Source organism: Streptomyces sp. NBC_01481, assembly GCF_026339995.1.
GTDB lineage: Bacteria > Actinomycetota > Actinomycetes > Streptomycetales > Streptomycetaceae > Streptomyces.
This window is the reverse complement of the sequence record NZ_JAPEPT010000004.1, coordinates 873,472-889,786: the sequence shown is the minus strand read 5'-3', so window position 1 is coordinate 889,786 and position 16,315 is coordinate 873,472. Positions and strand designations below refer to the sequence as shown.

General features: G+C 67.5%; 14 protein-coding genes and 5 pseudogenes. 12 read left to right on the top strand and 7 right to left on the bottom strand.

The window, feature by feature from the left end:
• The first annotated feature begins 73 nt into the window (after window positions 1-73).
• Window positions 74-331, top strand: a complete 258-nt coding sequence (locus tag OOK40_RS25820; protein ID WP_266486378.1) for a hypothetical protein — start codon at window positions 74-76, stop codon at window positions 329-331.
• A 271-nt stretch (window positions 332-602) separates the two neighbouring features.
• Here the strand turns inward: OOK40_RS25820 and OOK40_RS25815 are convergent, their stop codons facing one another.
• The 3 genes and pseudogenes from OOK40_RS25815 to OOK40_RS25810 form a co-directional block, all read right to left on the bottom strand.
• Window positions 603-2,069, bottom strand: coding sequence for an IPT/TIG domain-containing protein (locus OOK40_RS25815; protein ID WP_266486609.1), 1,467 nt, complete (start codon window positions 2,067-2,069; stop codon window positions 603-605).
• 141 nt (window positions 2,070-2,210) lie between these two features.
• Window positions 2,211-2,441 carry a hypothetical protein gene (locus OOK40_RS35355; protein ID WP_323136111.1) on the bottom strand — a complete coding sequence of 77 codons (231 nt, stop codon included), beginning with the start codon at window positions 2,439-2,441 and terminating at the stop codon, window positions 2,211-2,213.
• 17 nt (window positions 2,442-2,458) lie between these two features.
• Window positions 2,459-2,788 (bottom strand): annotated as a pseudogene (locus tag OOK40_RS25810) (IS5 family transposase); the annotation flags it as partial.
• Window positions 2,789-2,941: 153 nt separating this feature from the next.
• Between OOK40_RS25810 and OOK40_RS25805 the strand changes: the two are divergent.
• Entirely contained in the window at window positions 2,942-3,220 is a 279-nt protein-coding gene (locus OOK40_RS25805; protein ID WP_266486376.1) for a hypothetical protein, read from the top strand.
• Window positions 3,221-3,244: 24 nt separating this feature from the next.
• Here OOK40_RS25805 and OOK40_RS25800 read toward each other — a convergent pair whose 3' ends face one another.
• The gene (locus OOK40_RS25800) at window positions 3,245-3,991 is read right to left on the bottom strand and encodes an NAD(P)-binding domain-containing protein (RefSeq protein ID WP_323136110.1); all 747 of its coding nucleotides are present in this window, start codon (window positions 3,989-3,991) and stop codon (window positions 3,245-3,247) included.
• Window positions 3,992-4,091: 100 nt separating this feature from the next.
• Here OOK40_RS25800 and OOK40_RS25795 point away from each other — a divergent pair, with 100 nt between their 5' ends.
• Window positions 4,092-4,571, top strand: coding sequence for a helix-turn-helix domain-containing protein (locus tag OOK40_RS25795; protein ID WP_266486374.1), 480 nt, complete (start codon window positions 4,092-4,094; stop codon window positions 4,569-4,571).
• Between the two features lie 975 nt (window positions 4,572-5,546).
• Window positions 5,547-6,509 (top strand): DUF6454 family protein, encoded by a 963-nt coding sequence (locus tag OOK40_RS25790; RefSeq protein ID WP_266486372.1) that lies wholly within the window; start codon window positions 5,547-5,549, stop codon window positions 6,507-6,509.
• A 123-nt stretch (window positions 6,510-6,632) separates the two neighbouring features.
• Here OOK40_RS25790 and OOK40_RS25785 read toward each other — a convergent pair whose 3' ends face one another.
• A complete protein-coding gene (locus OOK40_RS25785) occupies window positions 6,633-7,082 on the bottom strand; it encodes a hypothetical protein (RefSeq protein WP_266486369.1) in 450 nt (149 codons plus the stop codon).
• A gap of 197 nt (window positions 7,083-7,279) precedes the next feature.
• Here OOK40_RS25785 and OOK40_RS25780 point away from each other — a divergent pair, with 197 nt between their 5' ends.
• From OOK40_RS25780 to OOK40_RS25770, 3 genes and pseudogenes are all read left to right on the top strand, one after another.
• Window positions 7,280-8,647 (top strand): RHS repeat-associated core domain-containing protein, encoded by a 1,368-nt coding sequence (locus OOK40_RS25780; RefSeq protein WP_266486366.1) that lies wholly within the window; start codon window positions 7,280-7,282, stop codon window positions 8,645-8,647.
• Window positions 8,648-8,670: 23 nt separating this feature from the next.
• Window positions 8,671-8,994 (top strand): hypothetical protein, encoded by a 324-nt coding sequence (locus OOK40_RS25775; RefSeq protein ID WP_266486364.1) that lies wholly within the window; start codon window positions 8,671-8,673, stop codon window positions 8,992-8,994.
• Between the two features lie 394 nt (window positions 8,995-9,388).
• Window positions 9,389-9,538, top strand: a pseudogene (locus OOK40_RS25770) (ATP-binding protein); the annotation flags it as partial.
• A gap of 480 nt (window positions 9,539-10,018) precedes the next feature.
• On the opposite strand, the gene OOK40_RS25765 reads toward OOK40_RS25770, so the two are convergent.
• Complete coding sequence (locus OOK40_RS25765; protein WP_266486362.1) at window positions 10,019-10,993, bottom strand: YafY family protein; 975 nt, start codon at window positions 10,991-10,993, stop codon at window positions 10,019-10,021.
• A 137-nt stretch (window positions 10,994-11,130) separates the two neighbouring features.
• Between OOK40_RS25765 and OOK40_RS25760 the strand changes: the two genes are divergently transcribed.
• The 5 genes and pseudogenes from OOK40_RS25760 to OOK40_RS25740 form a co-directional block, all read left to right on the top strand.
• Window positions 11,131-11,526, top strand: a complete 396-nt coding sequence (locus tag OOK40_RS25760) for a RidA family protein (RefSeq protein WP_266486359.1) — start codon at window positions 11,131-11,133, stop codon at window positions 11,524-11,526.
• A 557-nt stretch (window positions 11,527-12,083) separates the two neighbouring features.
• Window positions 12,084-13,016: pseudogene (locus OOK40_RS25755) on the top strand (IS5 family transposase).
• Window positions 13,017-13,292: 276 nt separating this feature from the next.
• Window positions 13,293-14,107, top strand: a pseudogene (locus tag OOK40_RS25750) (aldo/keto reductase).
• A 215-nt stretch (window positions 14,108-14,322) separates the two neighbouring features.
• Window positions 14,323-15,186 (top strand): tetratricopeptide repeat protein, encoded by an 864-nt coding sequence (locus OOK40_RS25745; protein WP_266486356.1) that lies wholly within the window; start codon window positions 14,323-14,325, stop codon window positions 15,184-15,186.
• A 159-nt stretch (window positions 15,187-15,345) separates the two neighbouring features.
• Window positions 15,346-15,897, top strand: a pseudogene (locus OOK40_RS25740) (IS5 family transposase); the annotation flags it as partial.
• Here OOK40_RS25740 and OOK40_RS25735 read toward each other — a convergent pair.
• Window positions 15,894-16,220, bottom strand: a complete 327-nt coding sequence (locus OOK40_RS25735) for a hypothetical protein (protein WP_266486353.1) — start codon at window positions 16,218-16,220, stop codon at window positions 15,894-15,896. The pseudogene OOK40_RS25740 and the gene OOK40_RS25735 overlap by 4 nt on opposite strands.
• Window positions 16,221-16,315 lie beyond the last annotated feature (95 nt).

Genomic DNA, 16,315 nt, shown 5'->3' with positions numbered 1-16,315 from the left:
CGACGGCGGGTCGTGGTGGGCCAGCAGTACGTACTGGACCCTCACGGTCCCGCCGGGCCGCGCCGCGCTCTGGGTGCAGCTCCAGGAGGTTCCGTTCGCGCCGTCGTCCGATGCCGCGGGCGAGCTGGACGTCTCGGCGGGGTGGGACGACGAGCGGCTGGTCGCGGGCTATGTGGAGCGGGTGCTCGGCCGGATCGAGGCGCATGCCCCGGGCCTGCGCGCCCTGGTGACCCGGTGGAGTGCGGTCAGTCCGGCGGGATCGCCGCGGCCAACCGCAACGCCGTCCGCGGCGACCCCTACGGCGGCTCCGCCGAGCTCGACCACAACCTGATCTGGCGGCCGGGGCTGTCGTCGAGCCGCCACCGCACCGCGGTACCCGGACTCTGGCACATCGGTGCCTCGACTCATCCCGGCCCCGGTCTGTCGGGGGTTGCGGACACCTGGTCGCCCGGCAGCTGCTCGCCGTGCCGCACAGCTCCGTGGCCTGCTCGCCGCAGGGCGAACGGTCCTGCGGCGATCCCTCGCCCGGGCACGGTTCGACCGGTCGGCGGCAAGGGCCCGGGGCTGCTCGAAGGGCCCCCCGGAATCGGGGCGTGCGGACGCTACTGTCCGGTGTAGGTGAACTCGTCGGCGGGGCTGGTGGGAGAGGTGGCCTTGCCGACCGTCACGGTGATGTTCACCGTCTGGTGGTCGTCGAGCTGACCGGGCGCGGTTGCGGTGATCTGGCCGGTGGAGACGAACTTGACCGAATCGGATGCCTTGTCCTTGAAGTGCACGGTGGCGCCATCGGCGAAGCCCGAGCCGCTGATGGTAACCGGGGTGCCGACCTTTCCGCTGGTCGGGCTGACCGCACTGACCACCACAGGTGCGGGTCCGCCATAGGCGAACTGCCCCATCGCGACGGCCGGGGAGGTGCCGAGGGTGTTGGTGACGCGGACGTGGACGACGCCGGTTCCGCTGGGGACCTTAGCGGTGATCCTGATGCCGGAGGGGTCGATGTTGCGCGTGGTGCAGGCGAAGTGGCCGAAGTCGACCATGCTGTCCGGACTGAAACCGGTGCCGTTGATGGTCACCGTGGCGCCTGGTGCGCCGAAGGTGGGGGTCACGTCGGTCACCACCGGCCCGGAAGGAACGGCAGGCGCCCCCACCAGGTCCAGGTAGGTGGAGTTGGCGTGCTGGAAGGCGACCTGGCCGAGGAAGTCCTGGGTGGTCTTGTTGACCAGGTTCTTGGCAAGGCTCGTGTATCCGGTGTTCATCGAGCAGAGCGTGCCGGGCTGGACGTAGACGTTGCCCTTGGTGCGCTTGGAGATCGCCCCGATGAGCAGCTTCACTTCTTCGGTCGCCTGCGGTCCCGGGCTCGGGTACCAGCCGGCGGCGGTGTCGAGATCGGCCCAAGCGTGCGGTACCAGGTCGTAGGCGTTGTTATGGCGCTCGTCGATGACCCACGGCACGGAGTCGAAGTAGTCGACGAAGCTCTGCACGCCGGCGGTGGGAGCGGCATAGGTGATCACCGCGAACTGCGGCTGTTTCGGCCAGGTCTGTGCCTGCAGGTACGGCGCGAGCATGGTGGCGATGCAACCGCCCAGGCTGTGACCGGTCAGATAGACGGTCGGCTGCGGCGAGGAGGGCGCCGAATTGAGCGCGGCGGTGAGCGCCTGAGCGAGCGTGACGTTCGGGGAGGGTGAGGCGATCGAGCGGGCGTTGACAACCCGTTTGAACGCATCCATGGCCCCCTTGGAAACGGCGATGGGCTTCGGCGATCCGCTTTCGGGGAACGGGACGACTGTGCCGACGTCGAGGTCCTCGAGGATGTCGGTCAGATCGGCGTCCGTTCCGCGAGCGACCACGGCGAACTCGTTCGAGCCGTTGGTGCTCCGTGCGATGTAGGCCATATTGGCGTTGGCCTCGCTCAGGGCGAGCCACACCAGCTTCCACGCGCCCTGCGTCGCAAGGCTGGGATCGCTCAGTTGCGCGTCGATGCCGGTGATGATTCGTTCGGTCTGATGCTCCGGGGTTTCCCCGGACGGACGCGGGGTAGCCCCGGTCGCTGCAAGGGCAGCCAGGGTCATGGTCACCTGGGCGATTGTCGGATCGGGTGCCATCGTCGTTCCTGCTCCTCGGATGTTTTGCCGCTGCGGAGGCGGCACGGCCTTTCGGTGCCATCAGGGCAGACCTGTGCGGAACCGGCCGTCAGAGTGGATCGCACACAATCAGACCTCCCCTCTGCGTTGTCCGGTGCTTTTCCTGCCTGCAGGTTGACCAGGTTCACCTTGTTGGCCGTTCGTCATACGTGTGTGCGGTTCGCCGAGACAGGTGCGCAGCGCGGCCGCCAGAGCTGCGGTGTCTGCGGGCAGGCCCGGGGCGGCGGCCCAGGCGACGATGCCGTCGGGGCGGATGAGCGCGGCCGAGAGATCGCCGCGGTCGGCAGGGGCGGCCGCCACGGTCGACAGGCGGTCCCGCCATCCGCATGCTGATGCGCCCGCACACTGGTGGAGTCCACCGAGATGTCCCAGTCGATGTCGCCCGCCGCGTCGGCCGCGGCCTGGACCTGCTGGAGCAGACGCTCCCAGGTGCCATCGGCCGAGCACAGGCGGTGGCGTTCATAGACGGTCTTCCACGGTCCGAACCTCTCGGGCAGGTCACGCCACTGCACCCCGGTCCGCACCCGGTGCAGAATCCCGTCGATCACCTGCCGGTGATCCCGCCACCGGCCGCAACGACCGTTGCTGACCGGCAGGAAAGGACGCAGCCGTTCCCACTCTGCTTCCGTCAGGTCACCCCGCCCCATGTTCACGTCAACGACTCGGGAACAGTGCAGTCACATGGGCAGCTCGACACCGGTAAGGGCGACCTCGGCGTCGCAGGCGCGAGTTCCGTGAATCTCGAGGGCAGAGGGCCATGAAGTCCTGGGCGCCAGGGACAGCCGGTGCAGACTTGGGCCATGGAGCATTCGCAGCAACAGATGTACGAGGTGGTCGACGCGCTCGTCCGGGTCGGCAACAGCTTCCGCCCACGTCCGCCTGGCCTCGGCGAGGATCCGTTTTGGCTGACCAAGGGCGACCCGCATTGCTACATGGAGACGCCGATCGACTTCGCGGTGGCCAAGTCTGTACAGGGTCATCCTGCGGATCTCGCCTTTGACGAGGACAACGACATGATCTTCTGCAGGCTCTGCTGGACAGCGATCACAGGGTCGAATCATCGCCCAGTGACGGTGTGAAGATCATCGAGCGGTGACCATCCGCTACGGCAAACGCGGCTGAGTCCATCTCGGCACCGCCGCCGCGACAGTCCTCGTCATCTGGCTCCGCACGTGATCGACCGGACAGGTCCTATTCGTCCACTGCCCCCGGGGCCAGAGCCGGGGCCGGAAACGCGAAGCGGGCCTCGGCGCCCGACCACCAGACACCGACGGCGAAGACGGCAGTGGCCTCCAGCAGGGCGGCACGGCCGAGCCCGCCGCAGGGCAGCGGCGTGCCCCCATGGAGGCGATGAGCTCCGCCACCCGCGTGGCGGCGCCCGGCTGGTCGGTGCAGAAAGGCACCGCCAGTGGCGCCCCTTCGAAGACCGGCCGGTCCAGGGTCCAGATGCTGTCGTGGCACACCCCGAATGCCTTCACCACATGGGCGCCGGGGGCGGCGTCCGCGACGAGCCAGGCGACGGAGGTGGCGCCGCCGCCCGTGGTCAGGGCCGGGCCGTCCGCGCCCGGCGCCATCGGAACGGTGCAGTCGATCAACGTCCGCCCGGCCAGCAGGTGGGCCAGCTCCTTGGCCAACTGCGGCGCGGCATCCGCCGGGACGGCGGTCAGCACCACCTCCCCATGGGCCGCAGCCTCGGCGAGGCTGCCGTGCCCGGAGGCGCCAGTCCGCCGAGCGGTGCGGGAGGCCGCCTCAGTGTCCCGACCGCCCACCCAAACGTCATGGCCGGCCCGTACCCAGGCTGTGCCGAGGGCCGTGGCCATCGCCCCTGTTCCGAGAATACCGATGCGCATGTGCTCGCTCCTGTCATCCGTGTCGCGGGATGCGACGGAAAGGACGCTAGGCGCGCCGATGCACACCACATGGTGTCCATCGGTCGGGCAGGATGAGTGCATGGCCAACGGAGCGGTAGAGGAACACGACCTGGGCGAGGACTTGGGCGGCGGCAAGTACGCCGCGGACTGCCAGGCGAGGGTGGCCTTCGAGGTACTGGCGAACCGCTGGGACAGCGTGATCGTGTACATCCTCGGCGAGAGCGGACCCATGAGGCCGCGCGCGCTGATCACGCGCATCGGCGGGATCAGCCCCAAGGTACTCAACGAAGCCCTGCGCCGCCTTGAGTACAACGGCCTGGTCGTACGCCAGGCGTACGCCGAGGCCCCACCGCGCGTCGACTACGCCCTCACCCAGGCGGGCATCGCGCTGCTGGGCCCGATCCGTGCGATGGGCGCGTGGGCGGGACGCTACGCCGAAGCCGTCCTGGCGGCCCAGACCCGCCTCGGACCCGGGAAGATCGCCGGACAGGACCTAACCCGCGACATCGCACAGCAGCTGCAACTGCTGTTCCCAATGAGCCGGACCAGCTGGCGCTGAGGCGATCGTGACCTGCAGAAGCCAGGCGGAGTCCGAACTGTCAGAGGTGGGCGTGGTCATACGACGACCGTAGCGGCGCCAACTGACAGTCCCCTGTCCGCCACCATCGGGCACGGTCCGGTACGGGAGCGCGCGTCCCTGATCACCGCCGGCAGCTGGCCGATCGTCTCGCTGACACAGCGCCAACCCGCATGACCGTCCCGTACTCAGACGCCTGTTAGTACACGGGGCGCTCCTACCAGTCCGGCATGACCACCGACCGCACCGGCTGCGTCGCGGCGGGGGTGGCCGCACCGGTGCGGCCACCCAGCTCGGTGACCTCTGCACGGGCCAGCTTGCACAAGCCGTCCTCAAGCGCCGGACCGGTCAGGAAGATCCGGCACCGGCACTCACCGCAGGACCCGCGCGGCGGGCCCTGCGGCTCACGCGGGGCCCGCAGCGCCGCCCCGCGCCCCCGTCAGCCGCTCAAGGTCCGATGCGAAGCGCCCAAAATTCACTGCCACAGGACACCTGCCTCCCCACCGGAGGGCCGACACCTGCCCTGTCCCGTCTCGGTCGACTTGGCTCTTGTCTCGATTGATCGGGTCCGATTCGCTCACCGTCTCAGGTGACCTGGTCCGTTGGGGGGGCGCACCTCACGTCGCACAACACTCCAGCACCTGGTGGACTGCCCAGTTCACCGACCACATCCCGGCCGAGACCGTCCACGCCTTCACCGGCGCCATGACCGATGACGCTGCCAGACCCGCGACGGCTTATTCCAGCGCCGCTTCCAACCGACACGGTCCGGGCGGGGTTCGCGGAAGGCCGCGAGTGTTCGGCATCCGCATGCTGGATCTCGCCGCTCGGCCGGCACCTTCGACCGGATATTCCATTTCAGGTCACCGACCTGGTGGGATCACGTCACGGCTAGTCTGCCGACCGGCCGTAGACATGCGGAGGACGAAGTTCCCAGATGCACCTGGAGGCCCTCCGATGAGATCCACCAACAAGGTCCGCGGCGCAGTCCTGGCCGGAGCCGTGCTGGCTGCCGCAGCGGTGGCAGTGGCCACCACCCCAGCCGTGGGTACGGCCCAGCATCCCCGGAACGCGCCGCTGGTCGAAGCGGTCTCCCAACTGAACCGATCGACGCAGTGGAATCTGGCCGAACGGATCAAGCTGAATTTCCCGACCTATCACCCGCAGGGCTTCGCACGTGTGGGGGACCGGCTCTTCCTGTCCAGCGTGGAGATCATTGAGGCGCCGGTGAAGTACCCGCAGCCGGTCGCCGGGTATGACCGGACGCCGGGCAAGGGCCGCGGGCATGTCTTCGTGCTCGATCTGAAGGGCAACCTGCTGAAGGACATCGTCCTCGGCGAAGGAAACGCCTACCACCCCGGCGGCATCGACGCCGATAGGACGTCGCTGTGGGTTCCGGTCGCGGAGTACCGGCCGTACAGCCACTCGATCGTCTACCGGATCGACCTGGCCACCCTCCAGGTGCATGAAGAGTTCCGGGTCGCCGACCACGTCGGCGGCATCGTCCCCGATCCCAGGACCGGCAAGCTGCACGGAGTGACCTGGGGATCCCGGGAGTTCTACACCTGGAACAGCAAGGGCAGGCAACTGGCTCACACGTCCAACTCCAGCCACTTCGTGGACTACCAGGACTGCGCGTACACCGAGCGCGAGCTGATGCTGTGCACCGGCATCACCAACTACAAGACCGCGACCGCAACCAACTTCGAGCTGGGGGGCATCGCCCTGCTCGACCTCAAGTCGCAGACCATCAGGCACGAGGTGCCGGTTCAGCTGTTGTCAGCCGCAGGCCATGTCGCCACCCGCAACCCGGTCCACCTGGAGGCCGACGGAAGCAAGCTGCGGATATGGGCCGCTCCGGACGACGGCGAAGAGGTGTCCGGCACCGAGATCCTCATCTACGAGGCCAAGGTCGGCTGACTCGGACCGACCTTCATCCGGCGGACACCCTGTCGCTGCGCTGGGCGCTCATCCGTATGTCTGAGGAAACCGACGCCATGGCGCTCGGCCGGCAGCCCATCGCCCAGTATTCCTCGGACGTGCCTATTCATACAATTCCGCTGTGGAATGGGCCGCACCCGTGGGCGCTGCCATCGCTGCCGTGATCGGCGTCGGAACGACTTTGATCGCCGACCGCACCCGGTGGCGCCGCTGGTACAGCCGCCCGTACAACTGGTTTTCCCTGAAGGCCCGGTGGGCGGCCGATGCCCTATCGGCGGTCGTGCTGCCCATCTCGGCACTGACGCGCGAGAGTTCGTCCCTGGTCAGGCCGAGAGCCTGCAAGAGGTGGGCGGATGCGTCCTTTAGCGTTTCCCGATCGCGTTGCCGCACGTCACCCTGGCCCGTCGACGGCTCGCCCGAGGCCGGGACGACACTCATTGCGGAGACACACGCTCCGTCGTGCCGGATCGCTCCGGCCACGATCGCGTCTCGGTAGGCGACGAGCAGGTCCATCGGTTCGAGATCGCTGCCCCGGAGGAGCTCGCCGAGCAAGCCCGTCAGACCTGAACGTCCCTGCCCAGGCCGAGTACCACGCCTGGGTAGCCGACAGGTGCAACGGCAGCGCCAGCCACTGCGATCACCACAGACTCTCGGCCGCGCACGCTCCTGCCCTCTTCGTGCTGGTCACGGGAGGCAGCGTAGCCAGGCAAATCCTGGCCGACCACGGCGACTAAACCGTCACCGGCCGGATGGCCGGGCACGCGCAGACCGACGGCGGCACCATCGTCAGCCAGTACGGCTACGACGGCGAGGGCCACCTGACATCCGTCCAGGACAACACCGGCTCGGCCTGCGTGACGCGGGTCTACCCCTTCGGTGACGCCCACAGCAACCGCACTGCCCTGACGACAACCGCCGCCGCGGCCGCCTGCGACAGCGGCAGCACGCCCACGACCGACTCGACGTCGTACGCCTACGACAGTGCCGACCGGCTGGTCACCACCACCCACGGCACCACCACGGCCACGGCCGGCTACGACGCCTTCGGGCGCCGCACCAACGGCCTCGACGGCAGAAGCGTCGGCTACTACACCGGCGACCTCGTCCGGCAGATCGCCGAGGGCGACAACCGTCAGACGTACGGCCTCGACGTGGCGAACCGCCAGGCGACGGTGACGGCCGAGATCAAGGCCGCAGACGGCACCTGGAGCACGACGTCCACCACGACCCAGCACTACCGGTCAGGCGCCGACACCCCCGCCTGGAGCAGCGTCCCCGCCGGTACGACCACCACGGTCAGCCGCAACGTCGGCGACCTGACCTCCGGCCTGAGCGCGGTCACCGGGGCGAGCGGTGACGTCGTGCTGCAACTATCCAACCTGCACGGCGACATCAGCGTTCAGCTGCCGCTCGCCGCAGGTGCCCAGCCGGTGGTGCAGCGCTTCGACGAGTACGGCAACCTCGACGCCTCCACCACCACGGCCCACTACGGCTGGCTTGGCACGGCAGCACGCGCCGGGGACACCCCGGGAGGCCATCTGCTGATGGGCGCCCGCGTCTACGACCCGGCGACAGGCACCTTCCTGCAGAACGACCCGGTGGCCGGCGGCGGTGACAACGCCTACGGCTACTGCTCCGGCGACCCGGTGAACTGCTCCGACACGGCCGGTACATTCGACTACTGGCTGAAGTACAACGTCGGTAACCCGCACATGTCGGCGAAGTCGTACTTCAAAAAGTTCCGCGCCAACTTCCCCTGGGTCTTCCCGATCGGCGGGCACGCAAGCAAGCTCAGCCACGTCGGCCAGAAGATGGATCTCTGGGTGAAGATCGCCGGCATCAAGATCCCTTTCCCGATCGTGGTGAAGAGCATCACGTCCAACGGCTGGCGCTTCAATACCCGTTGGGGCCACCCCGACTACCCAGGCTTCATCTCCTTCTACTTCACCCACCTGAAGAGCGGACAGATGCGGATCACCATCCACGGCAACGTGCCGCCGGGTGCCGACGCCTGGTTCATCGGCAAGAGCAACTACGTGAAGAAGGCCAAGAGCACATGGGCGAAGCTCATCAGTAACCTCAAGGATCTGACCCACTACATCAACACCATGGGCTAATGCCCGGCCCGGAAGAAGCAACCATGAAACTCCTCCTGTCCCGCAGGACCGGTCTCATCCTGGCCGTGGTGTACCTGATGGTGGTGTTCGGCCTCGACTACCTGAGCGTGGAGCGCGGGGTCGACGGCGCAACCGTCGCCGTCACGGTCATCACCTTCCCGGCGGGCACGCTGACGACCATCGTGTTCCTGCTGCTCGCGGTCGTGTTCGGCTTCGACGACTACAGCCCCGGGCCGGACTCGTACGCCCCGTCCGTGTACGCCATCAGCGGGATCGTGCAGCTCGTGCTGGTCTGGTGTCTCCTGAAGACCATCAGGAGACATCGGGAGAAGACGCCACACCTCTAGAAGCAGCGCATCGCGCACCGGCAGCAGGCCAAGGTCTTTGACCTGGGCCTGCTGTGTTTCACCGACGACCTCTTCCGTGACAGCGTCAAGGTCGGCCACGCCGGGGGCGTTCGCACGCTGCTCACCCTCGAACCGGACGGTTCGAGCGAGTCGCAGCGCGTGGCCACGTTCTCAGTGCCCGGGGCAGATTGCGGCCCAGGGGCTGATCCGCCCCTCACCCACGCTTTGAAGAGTCGCCCGCGACGGGCAGCACACCCAGTTCCTGGCGGAGCGCCGCGCTGCTGTACCGCTACGAGACCGCCTCACCGCCGACCCGACAGGGCCGACCAGTGGCATCCCGACCGGGTGCCCGCCACCCACCACCGCACCCACCCCCGCCGAAGCCGCCATGGCCGGCTACCGAGTCCGCTACACACTCGCCACCAAGCTGGTCAACGAACTGGTCGAGGCCGCGGACGAGAAGGTGCTGACCAAGACCATCGCCCGCTACGGCCGAGTCGATCTCCTCGCGATCGATGAACTGGGATACATGGAACTGGACCGGCACGACGTCTCAGAGATCATGCGGAGACTGAAGAAGAAGGAGCCGAAGACAGAGCCCCTTCCCGAGCACTCTTTCGAGAAGTGGGTCCGAGACTCCCGGGAGTCTCCCAATCTCCTCATGATGGTCGGCAGCTCATACGCCCAGCAGGGATACCACCACCGGGCCGAACTGTGCTTTATGCAGGCCCTCGAAGCCGGTCACGCTGATGCCCAATCAGCCTTGCAGCACCTCCCCCGAGACCAATACGGAGTTCTCCTCCCGGGAAACACCACTGCTGAGTACACCCCTCCCCCGTCCACAACCGAAACGGGGCACATCCCGCCGATCGGAGAAGAGACAGTGAACCTCATGGAGGAAGGACTGCGGTTAGTAGAATCGGGAAATCCTGCCAGAGCCAGACTGATCTGGAGCATCGGATGCGTACTCGACGGTGGAGCATGGTCGCCCAAGCCTGTCCTCTAAGAGGTCGTTAAGTCCGTTTCAGGATGAGTCTCCGTAGCGGGTGGCAATCGCGGCGGCGCGGTTGCGTAGGGAGGTGCGCAACGACTGCGGGCCCAGGGCTTCCGCATCCGTGCTGAGCTGCCACAGCGCCCATTCGGCGTGGCGGGAATCTTGGAAAGTCACCTCGAGCCGCAGCCAGCCGTCTGGTTCGGGTTCTTCTGCGCGGACAGCCAGCGCGGTGTCCAGCAGGTCCTCCCGCCGCGCCGGGTTCACCCGTGCCAGCACGGTGATGTGGTCGCCGCCGGAGAGAAACTGCGCGGAGCGTTCCCGCCAGATCCGGTCCAGATCGACCTGGTTTGGTCGCTGTGCCGTTTCGGGGAGTTCCTCGGCGGCCAAGACCCGGGACAGCCGGTAGGTGCGGTCCGCGCCCGATCTCGTGGCCAGCAAGTAGCCCTGGTCGCGTACGGTGACCAGGCCGATCGGGTCCACCGTGCGCCACTTCGGGGTCTGGTCCACAGCCGCGTAGTGGATGCGCAGCTTGTGTCCGGCGAGCACCGCGCGCCGGACCTCGATCATTGTGGTGTCGGGTACCTGCTCAGTGACCAGCCGGCGTGAGAGCAGGTCGGTCTCCGGGTCGACGAGAAATCGCTGGGCCGCGTCGCTCGCGGTGTCCCGGTGGCTTTCGGGCAGCGCGTCGACCACCTTCCGCGTGGCCGAAGCGAGCGCCGAGCCGAGGCCGAATACCTGCTCGCCGCGCCCCGATCCGGCGGTCAGCAAGGCGAGGGCCTCGTCGTGGTTCAGTCCGGTGAGCTCGGTCCGGAAACCGGGCAACAGCGCGAACCCGCCGTGCCTGCCGCGTTCGGCGTAGACCGGGACGCCGGCCGCGGACAGCGCCTCGATGTCGCGCAGCACGGTGCGGGTGGATACCTCCAGCTCGCGGGCGAGCGTGTCCGCTGTCAGCCGACCGCGCTGGCGCAGCAGTAGCACCAGTGAGACCAACCGGTCGGCACGCATACGAGAACTTTAACGAAATACATGACTGAGGGTGTCGTGATTTGTTGGGAGGTTCGTTGACGCGACGTCAAAAGCTGGCGGCTACCGAGCCGATGGATGTACGTACTCCCGATGAATCGAATGGAGCTGATGTGGCAGTGGAACGAACGGCGGTCAACCCGGTGACGTGGTCGGTGGAGATGGGATTCAACCAGGGTGAGGTTGTCTCCGGGCATACCCGGACCCTGTACATCTCGGGGCAGACCGCGATGAGCGGCGACGGCAAGCCCCAGCATGACGGTGACATGGCGGCGCAGTTGACGCTGAGCATCGACAACCTGGAGGCCGTGCTCGGCGAGGCCGGCATGTCTCTCGCGAACCTGGTCCGGCTCAACGTCTACACGACCGACGTCGATCAGCTTTTCCAGCACTACGGCGTGCTGGCGGCGCGGTTGGGTGCCGCCGGGGTGGCGCCGACCTCCACGATGCTCGGGGTGACGCGCCTGGCGATCCCCGGCCAGATGGTCGAGCTTGAGGGGACCGCCGTCGCGTGACGCGACCTCGCCGCCCCTGCTACTCGTGCCGGTTGAACCGGCACGAGTAGCAGGCGTCGTTCATCGCCCCGGACCACGGTTCGATGAAGCAGTCGGCGCACCGACGCATCGTCAAGAGGGCTGTTGATGGGTGACCAGCGTGTGACAGCCGAGAGATCATTTCGCGGTCCATGGCGCGCGGCCTGGCAGGGTCGGACGCTCATCGCATCTGCTTAACCCCGTAGATGAACGAGTACCGGACAACTGCAACACCCGGGCACTCAGGGCGGAGTCATTTCTCGCCCTCAGATCTTGGATCTGAGATCGCGAAGCGGCACGACGGCACCGCAGCGCCGCCTGGTTCTGCTGTGGTGCCGACTGGCCGGTCACCCGTTAGCACGGGCGCAGCTGGCGAGCGAAGTCCGTGTCCTTACTTGCAAAGACATTCAACCGACGTGGTAGCAGCGGACCGAAGCCAGCGATTTGCCCCTGGGATCCGGCGGCTCCGGTCGCTGCCAGGGAGCCAGCGGAGGGGCGAGGGCCATGTCTCCCCGATCAGGCAACTCCTTGATCTGAGCATGCTCAGCAGGGGGGAACTCACGGACAGCGAGTGGGCGGTGCTGGAGCCGATGCTGCCCAAGAGCAACCGGTGCGGCCGGTGGCGGGATCACCGCCAGGTGGTCAACGGGATCGTTCATCGACGCAGTACCGGCTGCCAGTGGCGCAAGCTACCCGAACGCTTCGGTCCGTGGCAGACCGTCCATAGACGGCATCAGTTGTGGTCGGCGGACGGCACATGGGAGAGGCTGCTCCAGCATGCCCAGGCCGTCGCCGACACTGAGGGCGACGTCGATTGGAACATCAACATCGACTCCACCTCCATCCGTGCTCATCAGCACGACGCCGGCGCCCCGAAGGCCCCGCCGCTGACACCGTCCACGGCCTCAAAGGGGGCCGCGCAAAGATCAGTTCATGTGTGCGCGCACATGCGCCTGAACCTGTTCTGGAGGAGGTGGTGCGGCAGGTGAAGCACTCGGTCGCTCCCGTGGCGGGCTGACCACCAAGCAGCACTTGAGCGCGGACAGAAAGTGCCGCCCGCTGTCGTTCCTCATCACGCCGGGTCAACGGGCGGACTGCGCTCAGTTCGAGCCGGTGATGGACAAGATCCGTGTCCCACGGCTGGGGTCGGGGCGGCCCAGGCGGCTGCCGGACAGCGTCGCGGCTGACAAGGCGTACAGCAACGGCAAGATCCGCATGTATCTGCGGCATCGCGGTATCCAGCACGTGATCCCCGGAGAAGAGCGACCACAAAGCTGCCCGCCGCAAACGGGGTTCACGCGGTGGCCGGCCTGCGGGCGAACAAGACTCGCTACCGGGCACGGAACTCGGTGGAGCGGGCGATCAACAAGTTGAAGCAGTTCAGAGCTGTCGCCACCCGGTATGACAAGCGCGCCTACGTGTTCTTGGGCACCGTCACAGCTGCCGCGCTTCTCATCTGGCTCCGCTCCTGAAAGTGCAGCTCACGGAACGGAAGCACTACCGGTAACAACTCGGCGTGTGTATTCAGGATTCCCGGTCGTGCTGTGACATTCCCCCAACGCTCTGCGCCTTCCCGCCACCCCAGTCACCTGCGCATACTCCAGGACCGCCGCGCCTTGAACCGTTGACGGGCGATGGTCGATCGGATGGAGCTGATGGAATAGATGACGTCGCACACGGTTTCTGCAGCAGCTGCTGGCACGTGGCTGCTGGGTAACCTCACTTGTCAACCGGATCGTTTCGGCGCCATGCGCTTGACCGGCAGCGCCGCCTTCCACCAGGGCACCCCCAGCGACCGCAGCCAGGCGATCGGCACCCTCCGCCGCGCAGTCGAACTCGGCGTCAACCACATCGACACCGCCGCCTTCTACTTCTCCCGGCTACGCTCCGCCAACGAACTGATCAACTCGGCCCTGGCACCGTATGCGGACGACCTTGTCATCGCCACCAAGGTCGGCCCGGCCAGGGATGCCAACGGCGAGTGGGGCACCCGATGCGGCCCGACCAACTGCGCGGCCAGGTCGAGGAAAATCTGCGCCAACTCGGTCGCGACCACCTCGACCTGGTCAACCTGCGCCTCATGGGCCAGGACTCCGTCAGCGAGCACTTCGGGGCTCTCGCCGAGCTGCGCGACGCCGGACTCGTCCGTCACCTGGGCATCTCCGGCGCCCGTCCGGAACACCTGGCCCAGGCTCAGGAGATTGCACCGGTGGTCGGCGTCCAGAACCGCTACGGCATCGACGCGCGCCGCGGGGACGAGATGCTCCGGGCGTGCGGGGCGCGCGGCATCGCGTTCGTGCCCTTCTTCTCCATCGCCGGCGGGGGACGTGAGGCCGGAGCCGTCCGGGCCGAGCACGACCAGGTCCACGCCGTGGCCCGCGCGCACGGCGTCTCACCCGCGCAGGTCCGCTTGGCATGGATCCTGCAGCAAGGCGCCCATGTGCTGGCCATCCCAGGGACAGGCAACCCGGACCACCTTGTCGACAATGTGGCAGCGGGCGCACTCCGACTCACGGCAGAAGAACTCCAGCTACTCGATTCGATCGGCCGCCCCTCATCCTAATGCTGGCCACACCAACCGTGTTTGAACAGGTTCCGGAGACCGCGCTTGATCGGGGAGACACGGCCTAGTGCCTCCAGGCGGCGACTGTGTGACATCGCCCAGGTGCAGCCCACAGATCGACGTTTGGTTGCCGGAGACCGGTGGTGGCGGTGAAGCTTTCGGGACCGTGGAACCGCGGGGACGAGACTGCCTGGGTTCCCGTAATCTCACGGCTTGTGAGTTTCATACGAATGGTGCGGGGCGGCTCGGGGCTCAGCTGGGCCGAGGGCGGGGTGTGCGGGGTGTCCCGTTGGCAGGGGAGGGAGCTCGACTGCCTCCGGGACCTGGTTGAGGCAGGCGAGTACGAGGAGGCCGAGGCCCGGGCGAGAGCTCTTGCGGCCGCGCCACGGCGCGTCTGGGGCCGGAGCCCCATGGTGGTGTGGCTGGCCAGGGCCTTGGCCACGGCGGCGGCGGCCGCTCATGGGCGCGGGACCGAGGTGCTGGCCGAGATGGAGACTCTGATCGCGGAGTTGGAGCGGGCCGTTGGCGCCGAGCGGACACTGCTGCTGGCGGTCCGGGGGAACCGTGTGTCGGTCCTCGTGGACCAGGGAAGGCATACGGAGGCGGAGGCCGAGGCGCAGGACATACTGCGCGGCGCAGCCCGTCTCGCGCTCCTCACCGAGGTGTGGAGGGTCGAGGTCTCCGCATTGGCCAGTCTGGCAGCCGCTTTGTGCGGGCAGGATCGCTACGAAGAGGCCGAGGCCATCGCCCGCGGGAATCTGCCCCGCGCGGAGGGGAATACGGCTGCCACCCTGCACCGGGTCCTGGTGCGCAGCCTGAGCGGGCAGGGCCGACACGAGGAGGCTTTGGCCGAGGCCGGTCGGCTCACGCCGCTGTGGGTCCGTGCGCAATGCGGAACTCTGAGCATGGCTACCGCCGCAGCCCTGCATGGCGTAGGCCGCCGCAGTGAGGCAGAAGCTGCAGCCCGTCAGGCGCTGACCGCCTGTGAGCAGTTCCTGCATCCGGCCCACCCCCGCATCCAGGAAGCCCGCACGCTGCTGGCCCGCATTACCGCGACGGAGGATCCGCTCGCCTCGTGAACCCCCGCACGATCGTGGATGGTTGACGCCCAAGTCGCTCTATCCGGGCCGGGAGTGGCGTGTGCCGTCGGTGCAGTCGGCGGGATCGTCTTCCGGGGACGTCACTCAGGGGGTGACGTTTCTGGCGGTGAATCGGCGACAGGTCCCCGCACAGACACGCCTCGGATCCCCGGCAGGCGGAGCCGGCCGAGGCAACACCGCTCCGACGAAGCCCTGGGACGCTCCCGGGGCGGACTGACCTGCAAGATCCACCTGACCGGTGAGGGCGGATGTCGTCCGCTCGCGTTTGTGATCACACCCGGCCAGTGGGGCGACGCTCCACAGCTGATCGCGGTCCTTGAACGCATCCGGGTACCGCGTCCGGAAGGCGGACACCCCCGCACTCGGCCAGACCACCTCGGCGGCGACAAGGCGTACTCATCCCGCCGAAACCGCCGGTACCTGCGCAGACGCCAGATCAAGCACACGATCCCGGAGCCGAGGGACCAGCGGGCCCACCGAAAACGCCGCGGCAGCCAGGGCGGCAGGCCAACCGGCTTCAACAAGGAGATCTATAAGCGTCGCAACGAAGTTGAGCGCACTATCAACCGGCTCAAGAACTTCCGGGCTGTGGCGACGCGTTATGACAAGCGTGCATACATCTTCCATGGCACCGTCACCGTTGCCGCGATCAGGCTGTGGCTCCGTCCATCACGCGAACGAGTGCCCTAGATCCAGGTCGCCCACCCAAAGGTGAATAGGTAGGCCCGGCGCAGCGCGTCCACACCCCGAATGCCTCGAAGGAACATGATCGCCAGCGCCACAAGAAACAGTGCGGCGAAGGCTCCAACCACGAACGCACCGGCGACGGGAGCTGCGAAACAGCCCACGACCACACTGGCGACGACCACGATTCCCAGACCGAAATGCGCGGCGGCCAAATCGGCGCGGACCACCTCCCGCAACGCCTTGTGCGTCGCCCGCGCGTCAGAGTTGTACCGCTCCCGCGCCGCTTCCGGATCGGCGACGGGGCCCTCGGGCCATTGCTCCACCATCATCCCCCGTTCTGTTTGATCGGAGCCTAACGGCGTTGCCAGCTCCTGGCCCGGGCCACTTGTCAAGAACGAGCAGCTGGGGTCATCGCGCAGCG

Bases quoted from the DNA above. Each gene is read 5' to 3' on its own strand.
- OOK40_RS25815 (WP_266486609.1), bottom strand. From the start codon at position 2,069: ATGACCCTGGCTGCCCTTGCAGCGACCGGGGCTACCCCGCGTCCGTCC.
- OOK40_RS25805 (WP_266486376.1), top strand. From the start codon at position 2,942: ATGGAGCATTCGCAGCAACAGATGTACGAGGTGGTCGACGCGCTCGTC.
- OOK40_RS25800 (WP_323136110.1), bottom strand. From the start codon at position 3,991: ATGCGCATCGGTATTCTCGGAACAGGGGCGATGGCCACGGCCCTCGGC.
- OOK40_RS25795 (WP_266486374.1), top strand. From the start codon at position 4,092: ATGGCCAACGGAGCGGTAGAGGAACACGACCTGGGCGAGGACTTGGGC.
- OOK40_RS25790 (WP_266486372.1), top strand. From the start codon at position 5,547: ATGAGATCCACCAACAAGGTCCGCGGCGCAGTCCTGGCCGGAGCCGTG.
- OOK40_RS25780 (WP_266486366.1), top strand. From the start codon at position 7,280: ATGGCCGGGCACGCGCAGACCGACGGCGGCACCATCGTCAGCCAGTAC.
- OOK40_RS25775 (WP_266486364.1), top strand. From the start codon at position 8,671: ATGAAACTCCTCCTGTCCCGCAGGACCGGTCTCATCCTGGCCGTGGTG.
- OOK40_RS25765 (WP_266486362.1), bottom strand. From the start codon at position 10,993: ATGCGTGCCGACCGGTTGGTCTCACTGGTGCTACTGCTGCGCCAGCGC.
- OOK40_RS25735 (WP_266486353.1), bottom strand. From the start codon at position 16,220: ATGGTGGAGCAATGGCCCGAGGGCCCCGTCGCCGATCCGGAAGCGGCG.